This window comes from Streptomyces sp. M41(2017), from assembly GCF_002078175.1.
Lineage (GTDB): Bacteria > Actinomycetota > Actinomycetes > Streptomycetales > Streptomycetaceae > Streptomyces.
The window spans coordinates 1-23,343 of record NZ_MWFK01000004.1 but is presented as its reverse complement, the minus strand read 5'-3'; the positions used below and the strand labels follow the sequence as shown (position 1 = coordinate 23,343).

22 protein-coding genes and 1 pseudogene are annotated in these 23,343 nt (G+C 65.0%); 15 read left to right on the top strand and 8 right to left on the bottom strand.

Going from position 1 to position 23,343, the window contains the following annotated elements:
• Window positions 1-168 precede the first annotated feature (168 nt).
• A pseudogene (locus tag B0675_RS42360) lies at window positions 169-339 on the top strand (transcriptional regulator); the annotation flags it as partial.
• Window positions 340-504: 165 nt separating this feature from the next.
• Here B0675_RS42360 and B0675_RS39365 read toward each other — a convergent pair.
• Window positions 505-1,704 (bottom strand): pentapeptide repeat-containing protein, encoded by a 1,200-nt coding sequence (locus B0675_RS39365; RefSeq protein WP_081224630.1) that lies wholly within the window; start codon window positions 1,702-1,704, stop codon window positions 505-507.
• Window positions 1,705-2,680: 976 nt separating this feature from the next.
• Between B0675_RS39365 and B0675_RS39360 the strand changes: the two genes are divergently transcribed.
• The 3 genes from B0675_RS39360 to B0675_RS41155 all read left to right on the top strand — a co-directional run bounded on the left by B0675_RS39360 (window position 2,681) and on the right by B0675_RS41155 (window position 3,934).
• On the top strand, window positions 2,681-2,902 hold the full coding sequence (locus tag B0675_RS39360) for a hypothetical protein (protein ID WP_081224629.1): 222 nt from the start codon (window positions 2,681-2,683) through the stop codon (window positions 2,900-2,902).
• Complete coding sequence (locus tag B0675_RS39355; protein ID WP_081224628.1) at window positions 2,902-3,165, top strand: hypothetical protein; 264 nt, start codon at window positions 2,902-2,904, stop codon at window positions 3,163-3,165. The genes B0675_RS39360 and B0675_RS39355 overlap by 1 nt, the downstream gene beginning before the upstream one ends.
• A gap of 358 nt (window positions 3,166-3,523) precedes the next feature.
• Window positions 3,524-3,934: a hypothetical protein gene (locus B0675_RS41155; RefSeq protein ID WP_143661165.1), complete on the top strand. Its 411-nt coding sequence runs from the start codon at window positions 3,524-3,526 to the stop codon at window positions 3,932-3,934.
• A 481-nt stretch (window positions 3,935-4,415) separates the two neighbouring features.
• On the opposite strand, the gene B0675_RS41150 is transcribed toward B0675_RS41155, so the two are convergent.
• Window positions 4,416-5,639 (bottom strand): hypothetical protein, encoded by a 1,224-nt coding sequence (locus B0675_RS41150; protein ID WP_143661164.1) that lies wholly within the window; start codon window positions 5,637-5,639, stop codon window positions 4,416-4,418.
• A gap of 274 nt (window positions 5,640-5,913) precedes the next feature.
• Between B0675_RS41150 and B0675_RS39345 the strand changes: the two genes are divergently transcribed.
• Entirely contained in the window at window positions 5,914-6,141 is a 228-nt protein-coding gene (locus B0675_RS39345; protein ID WP_143661163.1) for a hypothetical protein, read from the top strand.
• Between the two features lie 441 nt (window positions 6,142-6,582).
• On the opposite strand, the gene B0675_RS39340 is transcribed toward B0675_RS39345, so the two are convergent.
• A complete protein-coding gene (locus B0675_RS39340; protein ID WP_081224625.1) occupies window positions 6,583-6,816 on the bottom strand; it encodes a hypothetical protein in 234 nt (77 codons plus the stop codon).
• Window positions 6,817-7,018: 202 nt separating this feature from the next.
• Between B0675_RS39340 and B0675_RS39335 the strand changes: the two genes are divergently transcribed.
• On the top strand, window positions 7,019-8,038 hold the full coding sequence (locus B0675_RS39335) for a hypothetical protein (protein ID WP_143661162.1): 1,020 nt from the start codon (window positions 7,019-7,021) through the stop codon (window positions 8,036-8,038).
• Window positions 8,039-8,145: 107 nt separating this feature from the next.
• Here the strand turns inward: B0675_RS39335 and B0675_RS39330 are convergent, their stop codons facing one another.
• The gene (locus B0675_RS39330) at window positions 8,146-8,448 is read right to left on the bottom strand and encodes a hypothetical protein (RefSeq protein WP_081224623.1); all 303 of its coding nucleotides are present in this window, start codon (window positions 8,446-8,448) and stop codon (window positions 8,146-8,148) included.
• Between the two features lie 109 nt (window positions 8,449-8,557).
• Here B0675_RS39330 and B0675_RS41145 point away from each other — a divergent pair, with 109 nt between their 5' ends.
• From B0675_RS41145 to B0675_RS42645, 4 genes are all read left to right on the top strand, one after another.
• Entirely contained in the window at window positions 8,558-11,041 is a 2,484-nt protein-coding gene (locus tag B0675_RS41145) for a hypothetical protein (RefSeq protein ID WP_143661161.1), read from the top strand.
• A 189-nt stretch (window positions 11,042-11,230) separates the two neighbouring features.
• Window positions 11,231-11,875 carry a hypothetical protein gene (locus B0675_RS39315; RefSeq protein WP_143661160.1) on the top strand — a complete coding sequence of 215 codons (645 nt, stop codon included), beginning with the start codon at window positions 11,231-11,233 and terminating at the stop codon, window positions 11,873-11,875.
• 1 nt (window position 11,876) lies between these two features.
• Window positions 11,877-12,401: a hypothetical protein gene (locus B0675_RS42355; protein WP_241540199.1), complete on the top strand. Its 525-nt coding sequence runs from the start codon at window positions 11,877-11,879 to the stop codon at window positions 12,399-12,401.
• Window positions 12,402-12,660: 259 nt separating this feature from the next.
• Window positions 12,661-12,831: a hypothetical protein gene (locus B0675_RS42645; RefSeq protein ID WP_347111307.1), complete on the top strand. Its 171-nt coding sequence runs from the start codon at window positions 12,661-12,663 to the stop codon at window positions 12,829-12,831.
• Between the two features lie 432 nt (window positions 12,832-13,263).
• On the opposite strand, the gene B0675_RS41675 is transcribed toward B0675_RS42645, so the two are convergent.
• The gene (locus B0675_RS41675) at window positions 13,264-13,401 is read right to left on the bottom strand and encodes a hypothetical protein (protein ID WP_179165572.1); all 138 of its coding nucleotides are present in this window, start codon (window positions 13,399-13,401) and stop codon (window positions 13,264-13,266) included.
• Between the two features lie 1,147 nt (window positions 13,402-14,548).
• On the opposite strand from B0675_RS41675, the gene B0675_RS41140 reads away from it, so the two are divergent.
• On the top strand, window positions 14,549-15,106 hold the full coding sequence (locus tag B0675_RS41140) for a hypothetical protein (protein WP_143661159.1): 558 nt from the start codon (window positions 14,549-14,551) through the stop codon (window positions 15,104-15,106).
• Between the two features lie 318 nt (window positions 15,107-15,424).
• The gene (locus B0675_RS39300; RefSeq protein WP_081224619.1) at window positions 15,425-15,634 is read left to right on the top strand and encodes a hypothetical protein; all 210 of its coding nucleotides are present in this window, start codon (window positions 15,425-15,427) and stop codon (window positions 15,632-15,634) included.
• An 83-nt stretch (window positions 15,635-15,717) separates the two neighbouring features.
• On the opposite strand, the gene B0675_RS39295 is transcribed toward B0675_RS39300, so the two are convergent.
• Together B0675_RS39295 and B0675_RS39290 are read right to left on the bottom strand one after the other, a co-directional pair.
• Window positions 15,718-17,376, bottom strand: a complete 1,659-nt coding sequence (locus B0675_RS39295; RefSeq protein WP_081224618.1) for a hypothetical protein — start codon at window positions 17,374-17,376, stop codon at window positions 15,718-15,720.
• A complete protein-coding gene (locus B0675_RS39290) occupies window positions 17,364-18,452 on the bottom strand; it encodes a helix-turn-helix transcriptional regulator (protein ID WP_081224617.1) in 1,089 nt (362 codons plus the stop codon). The genes B0675_RS39295 and B0675_RS39290 overlap by 13 nt, the downstream gene beginning before the upstream one ends.
• 109 nt (window positions 18,453-18,561) lie before the next feature.
• Here B0675_RS39290 and B0675_RS39285 point away from each other — a divergent pair, with 109 nt between their 5' ends.
• From B0675_RS39285 to B0675_RS39275, 3 genes are all read left to right on the top strand, one after another.
• Window positions 18,562-18,786, top strand: a complete 225-nt coding sequence (locus B0675_RS39285) for a hypothetical protein (RefSeq protein ID WP_081224679.1) — start codon at window positions 18,562-18,564, stop codon at window positions 18,784-18,786.
• A gap of 1,009 nt (window positions 18,787-19,795) precedes the next feature.
• Window positions 19,796-20,851 carry a hypothetical protein gene (locus tag B0675_RS39280; protein WP_081224616.1) on the top strand — a complete coding sequence of 352 codons (1,056 nt, stop codon included), beginning with the start codon at window positions 19,796-19,798 and terminating at the stop codon, window positions 20,849-20,851.
• Between the two features lie 1,152 nt (window positions 20,852-22,003).
• Window positions 22,004-22,657, top strand: coding sequence for a hypothetical protein (locus B0675_RS39275; protein ID WP_081224615.1), 654 nt, complete (start codon window positions 22,004-22,006; stop codon window positions 22,655-22,657).
• Here B0675_RS39275 and B0675_RS39270 read toward each other — a convergent pair.
• Complete coding sequence (locus B0675_RS39270; protein ID WP_179165571.1) at window positions 22,633-23,175, bottom strand: sigma-70 family RNA polymerase sigma factor; 543 nt, start codon at window positions 23,173-23,175, stop codon at window positions 22,633-22,635. The genes B0675_RS39275 and B0675_RS39270 overlap by 25 nt on opposite strands.
• Window positions 23,176-23,343 lie beyond the last annotated feature (168 nt).

Here is a 23,343-nt window from a genome sequence, read left to right as displayed (position 1 = left end):
GCACGGATGTCGGTACGGCTGCAGATACTGCTTTACGCGTCGACACGACGCCCTGCACTGTCCGGGTCTGGCTCGCCGGCGCCTGCTCATCCATCCGCGCGACCTCGCATGATCGAGCAGGCAGGTCTTGGGCACCATGCGGCGGGAGGACGTCGTCGGCTTCAGGTTGCACGCCTGAAGTACGAGGGCCGCGGAACCCGTGTGGAGATCCACCTGCTCAACCAATCCCAGGTCGACCGGTCCAGCCAGCGCGAAGTGGGACTGCGCCACATGAACGTGCGCCGCAGCGACCGAATCGTCGCCGCCACGGCCGCCAGCGCCGACCAGCAACTGGACGATGCGGAACGCCGGCTTCGCAGCCCGGTCCCCGCATTTTTTGACGCTAGGAGAATTGCGTGTCTTCCATTTAGTGAACCCGGCAGGCAGGCTACGGTATTTTGAGTTGGAATGGCCGCGTGTCTATTTCACCTTGAGTCGCGTGCGGTCTATTACAGCACTAGAATTTCAGTTGCTGGCAGGGTTGGGAAATGGCCCCCAGTCGATGACTGTGCCGTCGTACGCTGCGTCAGTGAAGCGAACCGCGCCCCCGCCGTGTGTCGAATTGGCGAAACTGAGGGTACCTGCGCTCAGGATTGTGTTAGCGAAGCTGACGGTGCCACCGTTGAAAAGCGAGACGCGAAAATCGCCCTTGATGCCACTGAAGGTTGCGTTGTCGAACCTGACCGTGCCGCCGCTGAACGTTGTTTCGTTGAAGTATAGGGCTCCACTACGCAACTCTGCGCTGGCGAAATTGATCATTCCATCGGTTATCTTTGCGAGGAGGAAGGTAAGTGTGCTTCCGGTGAAATGTGCGCCGGCGAAATATACGTTGCCGCCGTTGAACTCGGCTTGATTGAAGCTGATTATGCCGCCGATGAATCGCGCGTTGGTGAACCAAACTCTTCCGTTAAACTTCGCGCTGGAGAAGTCGATCTCGCCGCCGCTAAAGGTCGCACCGCGAAAGTCGACCGTCCCATCAGCGAACAGTGCGTGGGAAAAGGATATAGGTCCGTCAAAATGACTTCCGCTGAAGTTTCCTCCGTCGAAGACCGCGCCGGTGAAGTCGAGACGATATCCGCACCAGGATGTGTTCGCATCGCGGTCTTGGAGATGCGTGCGGATGACATTGATGACTGTAAACCGTACTTCTCTTTCTCCGACTCTGTGCCCTGGAGCGTCGAGGCTGGACTCGTAAGGCATACGTAGATAGGCACACAAGACGTCGATGCAGACCTGGCGTTGCTCCTGCCAGTCGTCGGCAAGGCGGGCAAGGGCGTAGACGCCGGCGAGGCGAACGGCCGCTTGGTCGTGGCCAAGCTGTTCAGCCGCTGTGGTGTAGCGGTCAGCAAGTTGACTTGCATCGGCCCGATGTGCGTCGCCCTCAGACAGAAGCTGCTTGCGGTACGCGTAGAGGCCGGCAAGAACCGCACCGACCAAAGTCAGCACTGTGACGGTGGCCTTGATCACGTCGTTAACGTCGACGGGCTCGGCCGGGACCTGACTTCCGGCTGCTTGAGCGAAGTGGTCATAGGCGTACTGATAGATGGCCCACGCGGCGACCCCGACGGCCATCATCGCGACGGGCGCTACTATCCAGACAGGCCAGAGGTTTGGGGTGTACCGACCGCGGGAGGCGTCGCGCTTGCGCCGGAGTGAGATCGCCATCTGAGGATCATGGATCCCAGAGCCCGCTCTGTGCGGAGTTTGTCGAAAAGCGCTTGCTCTCGGGCGCCCCTCGGCGCTGACAACCGGCCTGCCCGCCTGAACCTGCTCTGAGTGGATCAGAGCTGTGAACCGCCCTCTGCGAGAGAGGGTGCTTCACAGCCCTGATCCCAAAACTGCTGTGCAGGGTTGTTTCCTGTCCGGGCAGTCCCTTGATCTGGCCTTGGCTGTGTCCCGAGGTTTCACCCCACGCCTCCGTCTTCCACGGACCGCAGAAGACGGTCACTGTTGACAATCAGAACCGTCTGAGGCGCCTCAGGCTCAGCTGGTGGCGACGGAGGCAGAGGCAGAGAGGGCTGCACCGACGGCTTTCCCCACGGCAGCCAGCCAGCAAGGGCCGAGAAGATGTAGCTGATGCCGAGGAAAGTTGTAGCAAGCTCCCCAGGAGGGACACGCCTTGCCAGCAAGAGCACGGTGCCACAGATGGCACACACCATGATGGAAGCAAGAGAGAAGAGCACGACAAACAGCGACGGCGCAAAGGCCGCGAAATTGAACAATTCAGACATTAAAGCCTCCAGATATGAGAAAACCCCCCAGCGGGAAACCAGGGGGGGGGTGACGGTTTCTTTACTTAGTTAGACAAACGAAAAGGGCCTCGCGCGCACCAGTGGTGACGGAGAGCCCTGCGGTTTCGGGTATGCGAAAATCGCCCTTGGCTTAAGGATGCCACAAGGACTGACCCCATGTCAACCACGCGGCACACGGGGGGAGTTCGCTTCGTACGGCTTAGAGGTTACAGCCGCCCAGCCCGACAGGCAACGCCCCGTACCGGCCATAACGGCTCTTATGCGGCTCTCAGCCTCGCCAGACGAGTCGTAGGGCAACAGCAGACGGAGCTCACCGGCCACGGAGAACATTCACAATGAGCGACGCCCGGGCGCTACCGTGGATCCACCGCTACGCGTAGGAGAGCGCCATGAACCAAGAACCGGCCGCACGCCAGCCCTTGGAGCCCGCGGTCGCCGACGCGATCCGCGCTTACGCTGCTCGCACCCGAGCTGATGCTGACCGGCTTGCTGGCGCCCTCGAGGACATCGCAGCCAACGGCCTGCCGGCTGTCGAGGACTGCACCCCGTGGGAGGAACTGCGCGAGGCCCACCTTGCCCGCCTCACCGCGCAGCGTCCGGCTGTCGCCTGATGCCTGCACGCCGCCGCGCTCAGATCGCCTTCAGCGACTCCGCGGCGAAGCAGCTGGAAAACCTCACCGACGAACACCAGATCCATGCCTTGGACCGCTCCCTGGTCGCCATCTCGGTCGACCCTGACATCGGCGATCCGATCCCCGGCGACACCACGCAGCCGGAATTGCGGCAGTACGCCGACGACACCGAACACGTCCGCGTTCTGTACTTCGTCACGGCCCTACGCACCGTCGTGGTCGTCGCCTACATCGAGGTCTGAGCTCTCCTGCCCGGTTGGACCGTGCGGTTGTACCCAGGAAGCCGCAGGGGCCTGCCGACAGAAGTCGGCAGGCCCCTGCGTTCGGGGTGGGTATCAGGCGCCAATGGCGCCACCGGCGCAGGACCGACGGCTTCCTCGCCTGCCCGTAGCCTGAACCCAAGCCCCTTGCAGCGAACCGCCTCTTTGCCCCGTTGGCGTTGCCGGAGTCGCGTACAGAGGAACAGCGCCAGAACCTGAGCTTATGAGCGAACCCACGCCTCCAGAACCGCCGCGGCATGATCCGTCCCAGCCTTCGTGGGGACACGATGCGCAGCAGGGGCCGCCACCGGGCTGGGGACAAACCCCTCACGGTCGAGGCGTGCCCTACGAAGGCGAGAAACCACGCAAGAGACGCCGGAAGTGGCCATGGGCGCTCCTAGTGCTGGTTCTCTTGGTGGCAGGAGGATGCGCGGCCGTCATTGCCGGCATCTCGCATGAGGCGTCCAAGACGGTCGAGGTGGAATACACGGTCACCGGGAACGCACGAGACGTGGACATCACCTACTCCGTCTGGAACGACGACGGCATCTCCACGCGGTCCGAAACGGTCAAGAAGCTGCCATGGAGGCAGGTGGTGAAGACGAAAGGCTTTACAAAAGGCGGTTCGCTCCTCATCAGCCTCAGTGGCTCGGGAGGCACCGCCACCTGTTCAGTGACTGTCGACCACAACGCACCGAAGAAGTCCACGGCCTCAGGGGCGTCAGCCGCCGCTTCCTGTTCCGGCTTCTGAGGCCGTTACGTCACACGCCCTGCCATTCGGCCTCGTGATGCACCGCCGGTCCAGCTGCTCAGGGTCAGATGTCGGATTTGTGGTGCCGCTGGCGTGGCTGGGTGCGGCCGGGCCTTTTGCCGTTCCTCTGTCCTGTTCTGTCCCTGCCAGCTTCTCACAGGGCGGAATCAGGACAGAGGAACGGCAAAAGGGTCCGTCGTGCGGCTGCCGAGTGACCGAAGCGATGGTCGCGGCCTCGGCGACCACTCGCTGCCATCTCCGCGTCATGCCGCCGTGCCAGCCCGGCCGCGTCGGATGTCTCCCGCCCAGCGCAGCGTCTCCAGTGCCAAAACCACCTACCGGTCGTGCTGTGCACGACCCGGCCCACGGCCGGGCATCCCCTAGATGTCTCCGTCGAGCAGTGGCCCCGGGGGTGAGAGGAACGCAGTCTCAACGGTTCGAAGAAGCGAAGAGGAGGCACCCGCTATCAGCGGAGTCCGTTTCATGTCGCAGGGCATCCCACTGCTCGTGTAGGGGCCGGGCCGGGCTTGCTGCTCTTGCTGAGCACGCCAGTGGACGGGTCCGGTAGATAGCCGACCGTGCGCTGGTCAACCAGGCTCATGGAGCGGAATGGCCCCACCGGCTTGGAATACGTGTGGCCGTCGTAGGAGTAGCTGATGACGAGACTCCACTCGTAGTTGCCCTTGCACGCCTGCGTATCCACACGGACAATCGCTGGATCCTTGGCGCTGACAGTGAAGCCAGGGCCCAGAGGGTTGGGCGGGGCTTCGTCATCTCCGCTTGCTCGCTGACCTACAACGCCGCGATCAGCAAAAAGTGGTTTGTCCAAGTCGAAATCGAAGACTCGACCGTAGGAATCCCCACAGCCGCCGTTCACCTCAGCGACCCAGGCAGGCGGATCGATCTTCTTGGGGAATCGGGTCGATGGCCTGATGTCGTTGATGATCAGAGTTTTTCCTGTTTTGGCGCTCAGGGTGAGGTACAGGTGGCCGGCACCCCATGTGCCTCCTCCGTTGGCTGTCACGGGGATCCGGAAATCTTGATCATTTGAGAGGAAAGACGCCAACGGCTTCCCTCCCGCGGGCATCGCCACAGAGGTCGCGCCGTCGCAGCTTGTGATCGTCGGCCAAGACTTCGTCAGGAGCAGTAGCCCCTTACTGTTCCCGGACTTCGATGTGGCCGTGGTCCCGGCTGTCGCGCCCGGATTGTTCTTCGCGTCATCATCATGACCACTTGGCCACGCGATGAACGAGACCGTTGCGATCACCGCTACGGCAACCGCGCTGAAGGCGATCTTGCTTCGTGATGGCGATGAGGCAGGGAGCCGGTCAGCTGGTGGAGCGGGAGGGGGGAACCGAGGGCCGGGATCGCCACCGCATCTGCGATAGGCCTGAGCCCACTCGTCTAGGACTTCGGCGACGGATTGGTTGTGCTGGTTGGCCCAGATCCGGACGAGTAACTCGACGTACCGCCAGTCTGGGGGTGTCAGAAGCGCAGTACTGAACAGCTTGCTCCAGGTTCCTACCGATGGAGACCTATCCAAGCCGGTGACGTCCTTGACTACCTGATCACCGAGGTCCGGTAGCTTGGCGAACACGAGTACGGGCGGGACTTCGCGGAAGGCGTCGAGAGCCTCCCGATACTTGGGCCAGTCGCCCTGCGTCACATCATTCAGGAGATCTCGCCATGTTCTGACCGTACTCATCTTTCGATGCCCTCCTTCGTCTGTGAGCACAGGATCCCGCACGGGGTGCCTCTCACGACGGGGGAATGACTAGTACGGAGGAACCCGGTGAACGGCTCAGGGGCTGCGCAAGCCTCACCTGCACATACATGGTGAACGACGTTCAGAATCATTTAGTAATGATCTTGGTATGGAGTCCCGCAGGTCCCCTGCGGTCTGCTCGCTCCATGCCGCCTCCGCGGCTGGGACAGCACTTCAGCAGCTGACCCTGGATACGAGCAAGGAGGGAAGGCTCATGGCCACTCCAACTCCCCCCATCCCGCCCGCGCCTCTGGACCAGACCAAGAAGGTCATGGCCGTAATCATCGCTCTCCTCTGCGGCGTCGTTGCTGCTCTACTTGCTTATGTTCTTTGCCAACACCTCGGCGGCACTCCGCTCGTCGGATTGGGCTACTCCGGCGGCTCCTTCATCGCGCTCACCACCCTCATCGTGATGCTCGAGAAAGAACTCGGTCTGCTCTGACAACACGCCGGGAAAAGCGCGCAGCAGCTCTAGGGGGCGAAGACACCATGCTGCTCAGCCCCGACCCACGAACAAGGTCGCATCCCGAAGCTCCTTGCGCTGAATCAAGCGTGATGGACCGCAAGTTCAAGCGACCTGCTCTACGCCGAGGAAGCGATCCCGCAAGTCGCAATAACCCTCCTACCTCCCCTCCGTACCGGTTCCGCCCTCTGACGTTCTGCAGGGGGGGTGGGTGTAGAACACCCATTACGGAGAACGGCAAGAGGGCCGGTGCCGGGCTGGGTGTCACGCGTCGGGCGGCGGCCTCCGTGCTGGTGCCGACTGAGGCCGGCGCCCCCGGAGCGGGGTGGTGGGACGGAAGGCGTCAGCATGATGTGTCCCTCTCCGTGTGCGCATCTGTGGCGGGCCCAGTTCTACCCACCCGTGCATTGGGCCGGGCAGTCATCGTCGTAGGCGCCAGGTGCCGTAGAGGCCGGTGACGGCGGCGCTGATGACGGAGAAGCCTCCGTCGCCGACGGCGCGGTAGACGCCTGCGCACAGGGCGAGGAGGCCGAAGAGGACCAGGCCGTCCAGGAGCGGGTAGCGCGGCCCGTTTCCCGCGGGCACCGGCTCTGTCTGGTCGGTGGGCGGCTGGTTGGGGTCGGGTGGCTGGGGCGTTGCTTCGATGTCGTTCACGTCTTCAGGACACCCCGTCGGCAGCGCAAGATCCCAGGGTTTTGTACGGTCCCGCTGGAACCCGGACAGTGCAGGTCACGCACGGGACGATGTGATCCGTTGCTGAACGGTGCGGGGTGTTCAGTTCCGTTCGTCCGATTACCGGGACGTTCGGCCAATACCTCCTCTACCGTTGCCTTTCTCTACAGAGAGGATCCTTCCGGTGGCAGAAAGTAGCCCCGGTGAGGTGGAGGACTCCGCGGAACTGGCCGCGTACCGGGAGGCCCTGCACGACTTCGCCGACGAGCTGAACCGGCTCCACATCAGCTTCGGCGCCCCGCCCTACCGCGAGATGGTCAGGGCGTCGGTGCGGCCGAAGCTGACCAACGCGGGTATCAACGAGGCCCTCACCGGCCGGCGCCTGCCCTCGCAGGAAACCCTCCTGGAGTTCGTCCGCGTCATCAGCACGCTCTCCGACACCCCGCCCGGTGCAGCCGGCGCGCGGCTTCGCCCGGAGCTGGCCGCGCACTGGCGTGGCCGCTGGCAGGACGTCAAACTCCGCCAACGCCAGGCCCAGACCCCGCTGCGACACCTGCGCGCCACGGTGAAAGAGCTCGTCGATGCGGCCCGTGAGGAAGCCGAAGGAATCCGGGCCGCTGCGCACGAGGACGCGGCCCGCATCCGCAGCGCGGCGGAAGCCGATGCCGAACGCCTGCGCGCCCAGGCCTCATCCGAGGCGGCCGAGCTACGGCAGCAGGCCGCGCAAACCGCCACGCCGCCCGGTCCCGAAGCGCGAAAGCGGGACAGTGCTGAGGTCGCGTTGCGAGGCAAGAGGCGAGGGCAGCTGATCAGCGGGCTGGCCAGCCGACGGTGGGTTCCGGCCGCTGTGGTGGGCGCTCTGGCCGTCGCCGCCGTCACGGTCTACGCCGTGACGGGCGGATTCGGCGGCCAGCCCGATTCCTGTACCTCGGCCTTGGAGCGCCCGGCCGGTGTCGTCGCGCGGAGTGGCACCGGAAACGGTCGTGGGACGGATGGTGTGGTGGACCGGGCGGCGCTGGACTTGCTGCCGCAGGCTTTCATCACCATCTTCCCCGGCTCCTGGCCGACGAAGACGTTCGTATCCACGCCGCCCTCCACTGCCGAACCCGACCCGACACCGTCCACCTCACCCACTCCTACGCCCACCCTCACTCCCAGCGTGAGTGCCACCATCACTGCGCGGTCTGGGCACCGATGCCGGTAACCGCGGCTGGCACAGCGAGAACCGCCGCGGCCGGCACGCGCCGGGAGGCGGCCGCGGCGGGTGCAGCGCGGCTGGCCGGGAAGCCGACTCGCTCGTGACGGTGGTGGTCAGGGAGCGGGCGGGGGAGTGTCGGGTTCGCTCGAATCGGTGCCGGGGCGCTGCGTGCGGCGGGTCCAGTAGCCGCGCCACCAGTCCAGGCGGTGGGCGGAGTCCTGGGGGATGAGTGCCTGCAAGGCGGACTGGGTGAGGACGACGAGCAGGCCGGCGAGGGCGAGAGTGAGCACCATGGGCCAGGGGGCGCCGGCGAGGGAGACGCTCAGGACGCTGACGCTGGACAAGCCGGCGCCCGCCAGCGCCGGGACACGGGAGGGACGTGCGGTGGTCGGCGGGGTGGTGGGTGTGATGGCCATGAGGGCTCCTGCATCCGGTTCGGGCGGGTGGAACGCCCACGGTCCGGGCTGCTGGATTTGTGCAGAACGTGATCGCAGCAAGTCGCAATAAGTTCAAGGGGGAAGAAACGTGGCGCGTCCGGGACGGCCGCTGCGGCCGGTCGCCGAGAATCTGGTGGCGCCGGTCAAGAGCTGGGCGGAGACCTTCCGCAACACGGTGGTGAGGCCCCTGGTCGTGGGGGATGATCCGCTGACGCTGGAGCAGGTCGCCGCGTGGCTGACGGAACGAGCTTCCCCAGACCAGCAACAGCAGAAATGGGGGCAGGCGGGAGCGGACCGGCTGCAGAGCGTCCACTCCGGCCGCGGCCAGTCCTCAGTGCAGCGCATGGTCTCGGGCACCCTGGTCCCCACACGGGATGTGGTGCTGGATCTGCTGCAGCTCCTCGAGGACCGCGGCCTGCCGGTGGGCCCGGAGGCTGTCGAGAAGCTGTGGCGGCTGTACCGGCCGGCGCTGCGCAGCCGGCGCCCGGACGTCGCCGAGGCCTACGACATCATCGACGAGCGGGACACAGCCCGCACGCAAGCCGACCGCCTGCTCCAACAGGTCCAGGTACTGCAGGCGGACCAGAGCACCTCTCTGCTTCGCCTTACCCACGCTGGGCTGAGACTGCTCACCGCCCACCGTGCCCTGGCCTTGTCGCAGAAGGAACTGAAGACCAGTGCCCGCTCCCTTGAACTCGTTCGTGCCGGCGAGCACCAGGCGCGCGAGCACCTCGAAGCGGCCGTCGACCGCCTGGACCGGCTCAAGGACGCCTACGAACAGCTGCGTGAACAGGCCCTGGCCGTCCAGCAGAACGCCACCAAGGATCACGCTCAGTGGCAGGAGCGCCAGGCTGATCTGCTGGAACGCCTGTCCCTGGCCGAGGAAGCGCTCGCCCGGACCGTGCAGGACACCCAGGACGCCCGCCAAGAACTCCAGGACGAACGCCGCAACTCCGAAGCCGCCCGCCACACGGCACACACGGCGCAGGAATCGGCCGGCCAGTCCCGGACCGAGGCAGCCGCCGCACGACAGGAAGCAGCCGCCAGCGAAGCCCGCCGACTCGCCGAAGCCGCCGCCGCACAGCGCACCATCCACGACGCAGAAGCCGACCACGCACAGGCCCTGAACGCGATCACCCAGCTGGAAGAGGAACTGGGCCAAGCCCGGACAGAACTGAAGACCGCACGCCGGCGACTGGTACGCGCCGACGCCGAACTGCTGCGCACGATGCGGGAACGAGCCGTGGAGGCAGACGCCCAGGACGTCCTCTCCCAAGCCCTGACAGCGATCAAGGACGATGCGGGCTCGACACAGCATCTGATGATTCCCGCAGGTCCTGAATCAATCGATGACACCAGGTCAGAAGACATCCCGGACGACCGCAGAAGCACAGGGGCGGCGTCGCACCCAACCCCCGATATGAGCAACGACGTTCCGCCCCGGCCGGGCGGGAGCGACCCGGAACGCCGGACGGATGACGGACCGCAGGCCAAGCGGGAAGCGGCCGCCGGCAACACGAGCCGGCCATGGATCGGTGATCCGCTGCCGGATGAAGCGGAACCCGTGCCGCTCTACAGAGGGCCAGATCCATATCAGGATCACGTCAGTCCTCAGCTGCGCAGGGCGATCCGGTACCGGCCACCGGGCTACCACCGCAGACTCGCCCTCCTCGTGGCCGCTGCAGTCACCGTGGCAGCGGGTGTACCCGCCCTGGTGTGGTGGTCCTCCCGCCAGGACACGCCGCTGGTGCACGGCCGTGCAACGCCCACCGGCAGCGGAACCCCGAAAGCAAAGAAGACGCAGAGTCTGCCGCCCCAACCGGCAGCGGACTCTGTCGCTGACATCGGCGACCAGCCCGTGAACACGAGCACGATCATGAAGCTGCCTGCCTGCACCGGTTTCAGACTGTCCCTGCGACTCAGCTCCGAACGCAACACCTACTCCGGCTCGGATCCACACCTGACACTGACGATGAAGACCATCGGAGAAACAGGCACGGTGTCCTGCAGGGTGAACGCCAGCCGCACCGACGCGCCCCTCACCATCGCCGCCGCGGCGCAGGGCACTTCGATCTGGAAGTCCTCAGCATGCGCGGAAGGGCACTCCGGTCCCCGCTGGCTCCAGGCAAGCCACAACAGTCCCGCCACCATCGACTTCCACTGGAAACGGATCGCCAGCGGCAAGCACTGCGAAAAGGGGCAAACCGCCCCCTACACCACCTATCTCGCCGAGGTCTCCCTGGCAGGCACCGCTCCGGCGCAGACGAGCTTCGTCCTGCAGCCCAAGGAATCCAGCAAGCCATCGGCGACACCGACTCGAACCCCGTCCCCCAGCAGATCCGCTTCGGGCGACGCGTCTGCTTCGTCAGGCGGCTCGAGCGGAACTAACGGAGGCTTGTGGTCCGGCGGCACCGCGCAGACCCCGTCAACTAAGCGCGCCTCCCCTTCCAGCGAGGCCACCAGCGCCAACGGCGGTGGGGGCGCCAATGGGGGTGGTGGCGCCAATGGAGGGACAGGCGCGAACAGTTCTACCGGCGGAGGAGACGACGGCCTCTTCGGCGGCAGTAGCTGACTCAGCGGGGCGGATTGTCCGCCGTCCGGCTCTACTCATCGCGTCCGTTGATGGCGCTCGCGAAGCTCATGTCTTGCTCAGGGATGGAGCGGAAGCTGGTCATCCGCCGAAGAGTACTGCCAAGATCTCGACAGCTGCCGGTGCCGAGATCATCGCAGGCAGTAATCTTCCCCTGACCAAGGAGATGTCATGCGCATGCCCCGAAGGGCGTTGCTGGTACCTGCTGTGGCCGCTGTCGTTCTCGCCGGAGCGGGGCCGGCGTTCGCGGACGACCCGACAACAGACCCGGCCGACACCGTCGCGACGGCGCCGCCCGCCCAGCCGGAGGAGACGGACCTCACCGAAGGAGCCCCAGACGTCCCTGCGGCAGCTCCCTCTGACGCCGCCTACCAGGTGCCCTCCAGCCGCGGTTGCGAGCAGGGCTGGTACTACAAGGCCAGCAGCAAGTCGAAGGACTACCACAAGGGGGTCGGCGCCGAGCAGGCCAACCACAACGGCACGTCCCGCACCGCCAAGTCCACGTTCACCTCGGACGTAACCGGCACGGTAGGCATCGCCTACACCGGTGAACTCAACGTCAAGGGCAGCGCGGCGGTCATCGAGATCTCCGGAAAGTTCGGAGTGACCGTCTCTGCCTCCCTCACCGCGAAGCTCGGCAACGCGATCACGGTGGACACCCCCGCCCGCAAGACCACGTACGGCCGGTACGGCGTCTACCGTTTGAAGAGCTACGGCTACAGCCAGTACACCTATGTCAACTGCGGGAAGGGCGCCAAGCACAACGTCACCATCTACACGCCCCACCGCGTCGGCTGGGCCATCTGGGAGGACTGACGTGTCACGTCGAACCCGCGCAGCCCTGATCCTCGCGTGCGCCACGCTGCTCGTCCCCCTGACTGGCTGCTCGTCCGGGCATGACGACAGCAAGGCGTCCCCGGCCACACATTCGTCCGAGCCGTCCGCGAAAGCCACTCCCACCCCGAGCACGACACAGCCCGCGGTCCAGCAGCCTCCCGAGCTGGACGCCGGAGAGAGGCTCGCCGGCCGTCAGAAGGCGACCACCGGAAACGCCGCCCTCGCCTTCACCAAGGGTAAAAAGGGAGACGCGCTGATTGTCGCGGTGCGCTGCCAGGGCGCCGGGAAGATCAAGGTCGCTGTCCGGTCCGTGCACATCTCCTTCCCCCTGGAATGCCAGGCCGGCGAAGTCAGCACCACCTACAACCAGGTCGCCGTCAAAGGCGTGGAACGCAACGGCGTCGTGTCCGTCGAGGCATCTTCTGCCGTGCACTGGTCCATGACGATCGGCCGCGGTACCCCAGCCGAAGAGGAATCGCCCACCTCGACAGCAGAGTCCCTGTAGCCAGCCTTTGGGTGGTGGTGCCGTGCGCAGCGGCACCACCACCCACACGGGCAAGTCGGCCCAACCGACATTGCCCGCGTCACCGTGCAGCGACCGGCGGTGGCCTGATGCCCGCACACCGCCGTGCGCAGATCGCTTTCAGCGACGCAGCGGCGAAGCAGCTCGAGAGTCTCACCGACGAGCACCGGATTCACGCCTGGACCGTGCGCTGGTCGCCATCTCTGTCGACCCGCACATCGGCCGTCTGTCTGGTCTGGTCGTGTCCGACTTGGTGGTCACCGACGCGGGCGCCACCGCCGAGGACACGGTCAGCGTGAACGCGGACGCGGTGCAGCTGGTGGTGGAGCTCGTCTCGCCGGGCAATCGCAGGATGGACCGCAAGGTCAAGCCCCTGCTCTACGCGGAGGCCGCGATCCCGCACCGCGCCTGATCGCCAGCGAACGCCGCACCGGCCGCTACGTGGAGACGGTCACCGCCCTCGCCAGCATCACCACCCAGCTTCGTGCGCCGTTTCCGGTGGACATCGACCCGGCGGGCCTCGCCCGCCAGTAGGTGGTCAAGGGGGCGCCGATTCCCCTACCGGTCTCCCTACCGATTCCCCTACCAACTCCCCTACCGGCACTCTCACACGGGCCCGTACGATCCGTGCAGGTCAGGCCCCTTGACTAGGCCCAACCGGCCGTCTCGACCACCCTCTTACCTACCTCCAACCTGGACTGCCCCCTGTGAAATGGCGGGGGCAGACCAGGACGGAGGTGCGGCGCGAGGGTTCGGGGGCCGCCTGCTGGGTGTCGCGCGTCGGGCGGCGGCCCTCCGCGCTCGCGCCAACGGGTGCGCGGCGAGGCTGGGTGAGGCGGGGACGTCATGACGACGCGTCCCCGGCAGTCTGCTCGTACTCGAACGTCGCGACGGCCTCCACCACGGCGCGCTGCCGACTGCGCGCGAGGCCGCCGTGCTCGCGCGCAGTCGGCAGCCAGCCCGCGCCGCGGACCGCCCTCACGGAGCAGCACCTCAAGCGCCCGCGCTCTGACGAGCAACGCGTTCCTTGACTGCAAGGCCCTACCTCATCGGCCCTCTGGAAGTCCGGTGTTGGGAGGTTCATTCTGAGAGCGGCCGCGCGGAGGATGGAGTCAGACACGATGATGGGTCCCCACACTGAGCTCGCGCTGGATGGTGAGACGCTGTCAAGCTATCTAGAAGCTGCAGGAACAGTGGCAGCAGTGATAGTCGCGCTCTTCATTCAAGTCTACCTAGTTTGGCGGCGGCGACCGGTTCTCTCCCTATCTATATCGGAAGACAGGGACTCGGAGGATAACGTCGTTGTCCGACTTGAAGGACACGATCCCCCAATAATCGAATTCTGGGTCCGAGCGAAAGTGGAGGTCCGAAACGGTCGGGATGCCGCCGATGGAGTCAAGGTAATCGTTGCCAAAGCGGAACGTCCAGCGTGGGACCCAATAAAAAAAGTCATACCATCCGGTCACCCCCTAGCGTGGTCCAGCATCGGGGGAGCGGCTCAGACGATACTCCCCGGAACCTGGCTTCGCGTCGATGTCCTGAGGTACAGAATTCAATACCCGCAATACCCGAGGCAAGTTGAGATGGCTGTAACACCCGGAAGTCACAGCTTCGACAATAAAGACCTTCAACGTGTCTTAGGGGCCGACGGGCAGTACAGCATCACGGTATTGCTCGGGGGGCGTAATTGCAAAACAAGCACATGGAAAATTTCGTTTCACCACCTTGCCGATACTGCTGCGGAAACGGATGAAGAAATAATGGATCAAATCCGAAACATCCGCGTAAGCAGAGTTCGCTGAAGGGTGCCCGCCGCGGACCTGCGGTGGGCGTCGGTAAGCCGTCGCAGCACGCCAGCGGGCAGGCGAACGTTTTGCCGCCCTCCGCGCATGCGCCTCAAGGGTGCCGGCGCACCCGGAGCGGGGCGGCGAGACGGGAGCCGTCAGCGCGACGCGTCGGCACCCGCCTACTGCTCGCTCCGTCCCAGGGAGTGAGCAGCAGGCGGCGAGTGGATGCATCCTCGGTCACAACTCCTGCTGACACCACCACCGCCATCTTCACGGGGGCCGCCAGAGAATCCATGCATCACCGGTCTGTTGGTCTTGCCGTGAGCACGGCAAAATGTCGCCATGGACCAAGGGGTGGCGGGGGTCTGGGCAGCGAGCGTCGCGGGCTTCGCGAGTGCAGCCGGCGCAGCCATGGGAGCAGGACTCGCAGCCCGCGGGGCACGGGTACAAAGCCTTCAACAAAGCGAGTTGGAGAAGCAGCGTTCAAACGACGAGCAGCGTCGACAACACCACGAGTGGCTACGTCAGCGATGCCTCACGTTTCAAGAAAAACTAGGATTCGCGCTCACCGCGTTGGACGACCTCATGTACGCCCTTGTCGACGGTCAACCCACCAAAGAAGCACGGGATAAACTGAGAAAAGCAGAAAGCGACATGATCCAAGGCCACTTCGATTGTGTACTCGTGTGCGGAGTGGATGAACTGACGCGCATATCCGTAACAAGCCTTGAATGGTTCGAAGAGGCTACAAAAGCAGTTGATGCGCTCCGTAAGGATCCCGGGCATGTGGCAGATATTGAGTCACCGCTTAACCGGCGGTGGATCGATCGACGCAGGGGTCTCGTCGGTGCCTATGAAATGTACGCAGGAGCGATTCACCGAAATTTTCGTCCAATATGAGCGTTACATACTTCGTTTTCGTGATGAAGTCCCCTGCGGTTCCCCGTAGGCCGGTCACTGTCGTCGTTCAAAGCGGCGAAGACTGTAGTCCTGCCCAGATCGGCCTGCCTCGCCACTTGGGTCTTGGTCAAAGCTTCCGTGCCAAGACGCTCTCGAAGCCTCCAACGTAAATCTCTCAACGCTTGGGCTGCCTCAGCGTCCGTCACCTCCCCAAAGGTGCAGTTCATGACTGTTCATCTTCGTACGGTTGGACCCTGACGCACACCTGAATCGGCAAGGTCGCTGCATCCGCTCGTCCTCGCAGCGAAGGAGCTGGCTGTGTCGTCGCCCTACACCATCGTTCTCACCATCCTGGCCATCAGCGTGGCGATGATCATCGCGACGCTTACAGGGCTTGCTGCCGGGCTACTGGCCCATGCGGACGGTGCCAGCCCCGCAGCAGCAATCAGCCGCGGAGGCGTCGCCTTCGCAGCAACGCTCTCCCTGCTGGCAGTCCTGGCCAGCACCGTGACCGGCCTTCTCACATGAGTGGAGTTAGAGGGAAACGATCAGTTGGACCGTGGGGGGCGAGCGCTCTGCCCTCACCCACCGGTCGCGTCGTTCTGCGGCGTTCACTCTCCGCCTACGTGGCCGGCGCAGCGGTTCGCGCCTGGCTCACAGAACAGGCCGTATCCCCTCTTGTTGATGGTGATGTTGATGGCCATGTAGGGCTCACGGCTGATCGTGATGGAGGAGCCTGCCGGGTCGTTCGGGAGGGCGTCGACTACGGTGCCGGCGGCTTCGTCGGCTGTGCGGCCTTGGTGGAGAGTTCCGGAGGCTTTGCCTCCCATTTTGGCGCCTTGGTCGCAGGGAGGGGCGTGCTCGGAGCACTGCACCATGGTCAGGTAGCGGTAGGTGAAGGTGCCGTCGGCCTTGATGGTGATGCTGGCGCCGGACCAGCTCCAGGTCCCGACGAACTGCGCCAGTGGCCCTCGATTTGCCGGCGCGGAGGCACTGGGGGAGCTGGGGGCGAGGTCGCCGATCCAAATACGGGCATGTGCGGGGTCGGAGGTCTCCCAGGACCTGCGCGAGGCGAGGACCACGACCTTGTCCTTCCAGGCGGTCAGTGCTGTCAGCGCCCGCAGCTTGTCGAACCCGTTGGCCCGGGTGGCCTGTTTGCTCCATTTCTTTCCGTCGGCGGAGAACCAGAGGGCGCCGACCGCGGAGTTGTCGGCCGAGCGTGCGGAGCCGATGGCGATGAAGCCGCTGCCCGCCGCTGTGACGGCGAGCATTTCCTGGTCTTTGCGGGGGACGACGCCGGCGTCCGGCAGGCGGCCCGCGTCGAGTGGCGCGCCGGTGTGCCAGCCGTTGTTGCCCTGTCTGTACCAGGTGTGGGGCTCGGTGGTGTGCTCGACGTTGTCGTCGGCCTGGCCGCCTGCCAGCACCATGGTGTCGCCGTTGCGCGCGAGGTGGTCGAACTCGTTGCCGTTGTCCGGCAGAGGCTCCTTCTTCCATCCGTGTCCGTCACGGGAGGTGAAGAGCTCATCCGCGGGCCGGAAGTCACCGGTCGTGCAGTTCGTCAGCAGATGGGAGGCGTCCTCGGCGACGAGGATCTCCGCTGAGGCCTCGCTGCCCTCGTGGCCGCCGCAGGGTGTCTCGAACAGCTTGGCGGGGCGCCCGGCCTTCTTCACCCGCCACACGCGCAGACTCGCCTGCTGCTCGTCGGGCTTTCCGCTGCCCGGCGTCACCTTGGTGACCACCAGAACTCCCCGCTCTCCGGCCGCCACCGCGACGGGTATCTCCGTATCGGGGGACCGGGGCAACAGCATGGGGCCCTTCCACGATGACCCGTCGTTGTTCGTACTCCACAGCGCCGTGCGGGCAGGCGAGAACCCCCGGCCGCCCAGGATCCACGTGGTCGATCCGTATGAGGCGAGCGACTGAACGGTTGCTGCCGTGCTCATTTCTTCCGGGGTACGGTCCCGCCAACGACGGCCGTCGCGACTGGCGAACACCTTCTGCGGCACATCGAGTGAGGTGGTGGGCAGGTAGCCACTCGCAGCGAACAGGGCCCGGCTGGAGGAGGCCATGGACGACGGGTAGAAGTCGACGAAGTCTGCCGGGAGTTCGGCCACAGGGATGCTCTGCCAGGCCGGTGCTTTCGACAGTGCCTGCGGCTTGTCGGACCCGGACTTCGAGCCGGACCCGGTGCACGCCGTCAGGAGGAACAGGCCGGCCAGACACACGACGGCCCTGCGACCTGTGGCGAGGCGATGGTTCAGGAGGCGCATGTCTTCCCGTCCGTCAGCGGTACGAGGCGGGTGGAGGTGGAGGGGTCCGGACACAGCCAGGTCGCCCGCCGGTCCGCCGTCGTCCGGAAGGGCTTGCCCTGGTCGTCGATGCGAAGCTCGCCCCTTTTCCCGTTCCACGCCCACTTCAGCCGCAGCGTGAAGGTCACGTCGTGCGCCCGGGTGGATGGCTGGAGGACGAAGTGTTCCGGGTCGCTGCCGCTCACGGTGTAGGGCCAGCCGGTGTCGGACAGGCTTCCTCCGTCCCCTGCGCGGGCGGCGGCTCTGACCACCTGGGGGCGGGTCTGGTCGAGGTTCACGGAAAGGTTGCGATTGGGCGGGTCGCCCTGACACACCGCGGGTATCCGGGTTCCTCGTAACGGCTCGTGCTCGGAGAGGACGTCCACAGACAGGCCGAGGAGAGTCACGGTCTGTCCGTCCCGCCCCTGGACGGTGAAACCCAGGCCTGTCTTCGAGGCCGAGACACCAGCCGCCGGCCGGGGACCGGGAACCATCTGCGATGCACCGACAGCCCCAGGAATCACGACTGCGTCGCCGCACTGCCAACTCGGAGCATCTGCCACGAACGTCAAGGGCACCGGCCCTGAGCCGGACGACGCGGCATGCGAAGGCTCCTTGGACGAAGGGTTCTTGTCGTCGGCGCTGAATGCGCCGCTCAGCCACAGCGGGATACCGACGGACAGGACAACCGCCCCGGCCCCGGCAGCAATGAGCCACCCCCGCGGCCCTGTCCGGGACGGCGGCTCCAGTACAACCACGTCTGCGGAAAGCGGCGGGGACGGCTGGAGAGTCGGCTCCGATCTCTTCGGGTCTGCGCGCTCCCACAACTCGTGCAGCTCCGAGATCTCCTCGCGGCTGAAACGCAGCACCGTCGCGATCGCCGCGACGGTCCGCCACGACGGGCGGTCGGGACGGTCATTGAGAGCGTTGCTGATCGTCGTTCTACCCCGGCGTGTCCGGGTGCTCAAATCGCCGGGGCTCAGGTCTTCGGTGCCGGCTCTTTCCCGGAGCTGCTGGCGCAGCCGGGCCAGCGCCTCCTTTGCCTCACTGCTCTCCATGCCTTGTCCCCCTGGCACAAGCGCTGTTCAGGATCGTTCATCTTCGTACGGCTGCACCCTGTCGCACATCCGAATCGGCAATGTCGCTGCATCGCTTCCGTACGTGCAGATGAAGGAGCTTGTCGTGACATCGCCTTACACCGCTGTGATTGCTCTCTTGGCCGTCAGCGTGGCCGTGACCGTCGCGATGCTCGCGGCGGTCACGGCCGGCTTGCTCGCCCGGGCTGACGGAGCCACTCGCGCCACCGCGGTCAGCCGCGGCGGCATGACCTTCGCGGCCACTCTCACGCTTGTCGCTGTTGTCGTAGCCACCGTTGCCGACATCCTCACCTGACCGTGATCCGGCGCAGCGCAGCCGGCAGGTACGGGTGTCCAGTTGGAGCGGCGCCGCCGAGGCGCGGGTCAGCGTCGCAGGCGCCAGGTGCTGAAGGAGCTGGCGACTGCGGCGGTGATGATGGAGAACCCGGTGCGGCCACGATGGGGTAGACCCCTGCTCACGAGGCGAGGAGGGCGAAGAGGAGTGGCTGCTCAAGCAGCATGAGGCGGTGGCGGCCGTCCTCAACCAGTCTCGGTCGCTGCGGCGTTGAGGACTGCACGCCGTGGGAGGAAGCGCTCGAGGCTCCCCTCGCCCGCTTCACCAGGCAGCGTCCGGCTGTCGCCTGATGGCTGCACGCGGCCGCGCTCAGATCGCTTTCAGCGACTCCGCGGCGAAGCACCTCGAGAGCCTCACCTGAACTGCGGCAGTACGCCGATGCCATCGAACGTGTCCGCGTCCTGTACTTCCTCACCTGCTGAGTGGGCTCCGCGTTGCCGACGGTATTGCCGGAACAACAGAATGCACGCACCACAGGCGTGACCTGAGTTCCTGGCATAACCGGGCTTCAAGACGCCACCAAACTTCCCTACTGGTGTCCCTACCGACTCCCCTGCCGGCGCTCTCCCGGATGTGCCTGCCATCTGTGCAGGTCAGACCCTTTAGCCACGCTCAACCAGCCCCACGACACCCCTCTTGCCTCTCCCCGTACCTGTCTGCCCCCGTTATAGAAGGGGGTGAAGATGGGCGCAGAACAGGTACGGAGGAGAGACAAGAGGGCCCGAGCCGGCCTGGTGGGTGTCACGCGTCGGGCGGCGGCCTCCGCGTTCGCGCTGGACCGAGCCCGGCCCTGGAGGGGGCGGTGAGAACCGGTCAGCCCGTGGCAGGGGTGACCGGTTGTCAAGGCGCTGCTGTCAGCGTCGTAGGCGCCAGGCTCCGCTGTGTCGAGCCAGTTCGCTTGGGCTTCAGCGGCGAGTGTGTCAGTGGTGGCCGGTAGCCTTGAAGTGGCAATTGCCGGAAGGAGCCACAGTTGGCCGGGTTCAAGATCAATCAGCGTGGGATTGACCAGATGATGCGCCAGATCCAGAAGGGTGTGGAACGCTCGGCGCAACGCCATCCGATCACCGTCCCGATTGATACGGAGGCGGCCATCCGTTCCGGCAGGCATGGCGACATTGAGCTTGACCCGTACTTGCCGAAGGCCTTGCTCTGGCTCCACGAGCGGGCAGCCGAGCAGCGCGGGCACTTCCAGGACATGGCGGTGTTCACCGAACGGGAACACCTTTCGCAGGATGAGGCCGGGGGCCTCGCGCTCCAGTTGGAGCAGCACGGTTTCGTTCAGATCGCACGCAGTTTCGGCGGTGACGACACTGCGGTGCATTTGACGGACGAGGGTCGGGTAGAGGTTCGGCGGCTCAAACAACTCGCTGGTGACCGCGTCCGCCGCGCCGACTACGCGACCAACGCTCTGCTGCGATGGCTGTACGACCAGCACGCGTCAGTCGATCCTGGGAGGTTCGCAGACACCCCCACCGCCTACTTCGCTGGTACTCCGCTTACTACTGGGGAGATCTCCGGAGCTGTTGCCGAACTTGTCGGCTGGGAGTTCGCGGAGAGCCCGATCCAACGCAGCCACAACGATCCGTATCTGTTGCGGATCACCGACGCTGGCAGAGCCTGCATCCGTAGCGGTCGCGCAGTAAGGAACCACATGGACACCCAGAGCGCTGCCGGGACCACCAATAACTACCACGGCAGCACCGTCGTGCACGGCGAGGTTAGTGGCGGAGTGGTTCTGACTGGTGATCACAACACGGTCAACGCCGGCAACGGTATCGATGCCGGAGCCCTCGCCGACCTTGTACAGGGTTTGCGGGACATTACCCCACAGCTCGGGCTCGACCCGGTCGATGCTGAGGACTTCCAGGCCGAAGTCGCTGAACTCGAACTCGTCGGCGGTGATCCAGAGCAGGGAGGCCGGATCTGGCGCAGGATCATGCGCCTGGCTGGCCCCGCGCTGACCACGACCGTGGCCACTGGTGTCGGCCAGCAGTTCGTCGAACTCGGTGCCAGCATCTACAACTAACCAAACCGCTATGAGGGCACCGATCTCGTACGTGACCGGCACCTTCGTACTGTCACCCAGGTTGGCCGCGCCACAGCGAGCACGTCAGCAGCTTTCGCCCTGGTCGGAGGAGGCCACCCAACAGGCAGGAACCGGCTCCACGCGAGCTATTGGGCCCGCGTGCAGCTGACGCGGTGCGCGCCTATGCTGCCCCTACGCGAGCTGATGCCGACCGATTCACGAGTGCCTGGAGGACATCGCGAGTAGCGGGCTGTCGGCTGTTGAGGGCTGGATGCCTGTGTCGTGCAGCAAGCAGGTCCTGGCAGTTGCGCCCGCTGTCGGCCGTCCTTCGGACGACTTCTTTGAACGGGCGCCGCGGCGTACTCCTCTTGCAGTTTTCACGTCGCATCCCAAAAGACGTCGGCATGGGTTGAGTGAGGCCAACGCTGCGGCTTGGACGGGGCATGGGGGTGAGGAGTGTGATGCGAAAGTTGTCAGCATTCGTTGCCGGCGGTTCCAGCCCAGCTCAGAGGGCGAGCAGCGATACTCCAGGACTGCTTGAGGTATCACCGCTGCTGCGTTATGTCCTGATATGCGGGCATTCACCCTTTTGGGTGAACGTAGAAGAATCTTGCCGGACAGCTAAACGGATCGAGGGCTGACGTACTCTCTACTACGTAGGGGTCTTTCACTGGGCTCCTTCACAAGGTGCGCGTTTGAGCGCGCCGGGATTAAGCCTCTACCCGAGCTCCGGGCAAAGAGACGCGGGGACGAGGCTCGATGGGGCGAGGTCTGTGATCTCGCCCCATCAATCTTTCTGCTTATTTGAGTAGCGCTTCAGTTGCAAACTTGAGGCAGGCCAATTGCTAACCCATTGCGACTGCATGCCCTTGGCAACTGCGTTGTTCTGTGCACGCCAAAAATCCTGGGGCCATGGCATCACGCAGGGTCTCCCGAGAGCTTCTGCAAGTTTCTTTAAGCGGTCGACTGTATTCGAGTCGTTAAAATGTCAATCCAAGTAGATGTATCACGCATGATGCCTCTAAATCTTGACGCGCTCACGTCATTCTTCTTCAATTGAAAAAGCCGTGTAATTCACGTACATAGGGAGATTTCCCGCCCGAGAATTTCGACGCATCTCAGGCACCGGATAAACACTCTGTACAACGCTTTGTGCCGCGTCGGCGTCTGGGCACAGGAGGGGAAGAACCGAATCTGGAGGTTCTCCTTGACGTCCGCGTCGAGGAGGACGGTGACGTCCGCGTCGAGGAGGACGGTGACGTCCGCGTCGAGGAGGACGGTGACGTCCGCGTCGAGGAGGACGGTGACGTCCGCGTCGAGGAGGACGGTGACGTCCGCGTCGAGGAGGACGGTGACGTCCGCGTCGAGGAGGACGGTGACGTCCGCGTCGAGGAGGACGGTGACGTCCGCGTCGAGGAGGACGGTGACGTCCGCGTCGAGGAGGACGGTGACGTCCGCGTCGAGGAGGACGGTGACGTCCGCGTCGAGGAGGACGGTGACGTCCGCGTCGAGGAGGACGGTGACGTCCGCGTCGAGGAGGACGGTGACGTCCGCGTCGAGGAGGACGGTGACGTCCGCGTCGAGGAGGACGGTGACGTCCGCGTCGAGGAGGACGGTGACGTCCGCGTCGAGGAGGACGGTGACGTCCGCGTCGAGGAGGACGGTGACGTCCGCGTCGAGGAGGACGGTGACGTCCTCAAGCAGCTCACACGCGGCAGCGCGGCGGGGGAGCCGGCCAAGCTGCCGCGACCTCCCCGCCGAGCTGCCGGTTACTCTTGTGGCTACTCCCAGGACTCGTGGATGTAGCGTCGGGCTTGCATCAGATGAACGCGAACCGTGCTCTTGGCGACGCCGAGGTCCTCCGCGACCTGATCGACACTCATGTCCGCAAGGTAGTGCAGCGCCGTCGCACGCTGCTGCTGCTGCGGAAGTTCATGCATCACAGCCATGATCGCCATCCGCAGATGGACGTCATCCGTGACGTCACGCTCGATGCCCTCAGAGCCGAGCTCCTCCACAGGCACAAGAGTGGGTGCCTCCGTGGCCTGTTTGGCCAGGAGATTGCGCAGCACCGTGCGTACGTACCTGTCGGGGTGTTCGATGGAGCGCCACCGCCCCAGCACGGCCAGGAGGGCTTCTTGCACCGCGTCCTCGGCCCACCCGCGGTCGCGGGTCCCACGGGTGGTCTCGCGCACCAGCCTTTTGAAACTTTTGTCGTAGAACCGGCTGAACTCTGCATCAACGCGAGGATCGTTGATCTGAGCCGTGGGCTGCGAGACACCGCGACCACTCAAACGAGCGGCTCCCGCGCTGCTACTCGCCATCGGGCGACACCACTTTCTCCGTTGACGTCGTCGGTGTCGACTGTTGGTCCGTACCGGCATGCGTCAGGTACACGTTGATGCCCAAGATGGTGGTGCTGATCAAGGAGACCAGCAACGAGACAAAGGCGATCTTGGTGCCGGGCTCCCAACGCGACCACCAGCCCTTGG

Bases quoted from the DNA above. Each gene is read 5' to 3' on its own strand.
- B0675_RS39365 (WP_081224630.1), bottom strand. From the start codon at position 1,704: ATGGCGATCTCACTCCGGCGCAAGCGCGACGCCTCCCGCGGTCGGTAC.
- B0675_RS39360 (WP_081224629.1), top strand. From the start codon at position 2,681: ATGAACCAAGAACCGGCCGCACGCCAGCCCTTGGAGCCCGCGGTCGCC.
- B0675_RS39355 (WP_081224628.1), top strand. From the start codon at position 2,902: ATGCCTGCACGCCGCCGCGCTCAGATCGCCTTCAGCGACTCCGCGGCG.
- B0675_RS41150 (WP_143661164.1), bottom strand. From the start codon at position 5,639: ATGAGTACGGTCAGAACATGGCGAGATCTCCTGAATGATGTGACGCAG.
- B0675_RS39345 (WP_143661163.1), top strand. From the start codon at position 5,914: ATGGCCACTCCAACTCCCCCCATCCCGCCCGCGCCTCTGGACCAGACC.
- B0675_RS39330 (WP_081224623.1), bottom strand. From the start codon at position 8,448: ATGGCCATCACACCCACCACCCCGCCGACCACCGCACGTCCCTCCCGT.
- B0675_RS39315 (WP_143661160.1), top strand. From the start codon at position 11,231: ATGCGCATGCCCCGAAGGGCGTTGCTGGTACCTGCTGTGGCCGCTGTC.
- B0675_RS41140 (WP_143661159.1), top strand. From the start codon at position 14,549: ATGGACCAAGGGGTGGCGGGGGTCTGGGCAGCGAGCGTCGCGGGCTTC.
- B0675_RS39295 (WP_081224618.1), bottom strand. From the start codon at position 17,376: ATGCGCCTCCTGAACCATCGCCTCGCCACAGGTCGCAGGGCCGTCGTG.
- B0675_RS39290 (WP_081224617.1), bottom strand. From the start codon at position 18,452: ATGGAGAGCAGTGAGGCAAAGGAGGCGCTGGCCCGGCTGCGCCAGCAG.
- B0675_RS39285 (WP_081224679.1), top strand. From the start codon at position 18,562: ATGAAGGAGCTTGTCGTGACATCGCCTTACACCGCTGTGATTGCTCTC.
- B0675_RS39270 (WP_179165571.1), bottom strand. From the start codon at position 23,175: ATGGCGAGTAGCAGCGCGGGAGCCGCTCGTTTGAGTGGTCGCGGTGTC.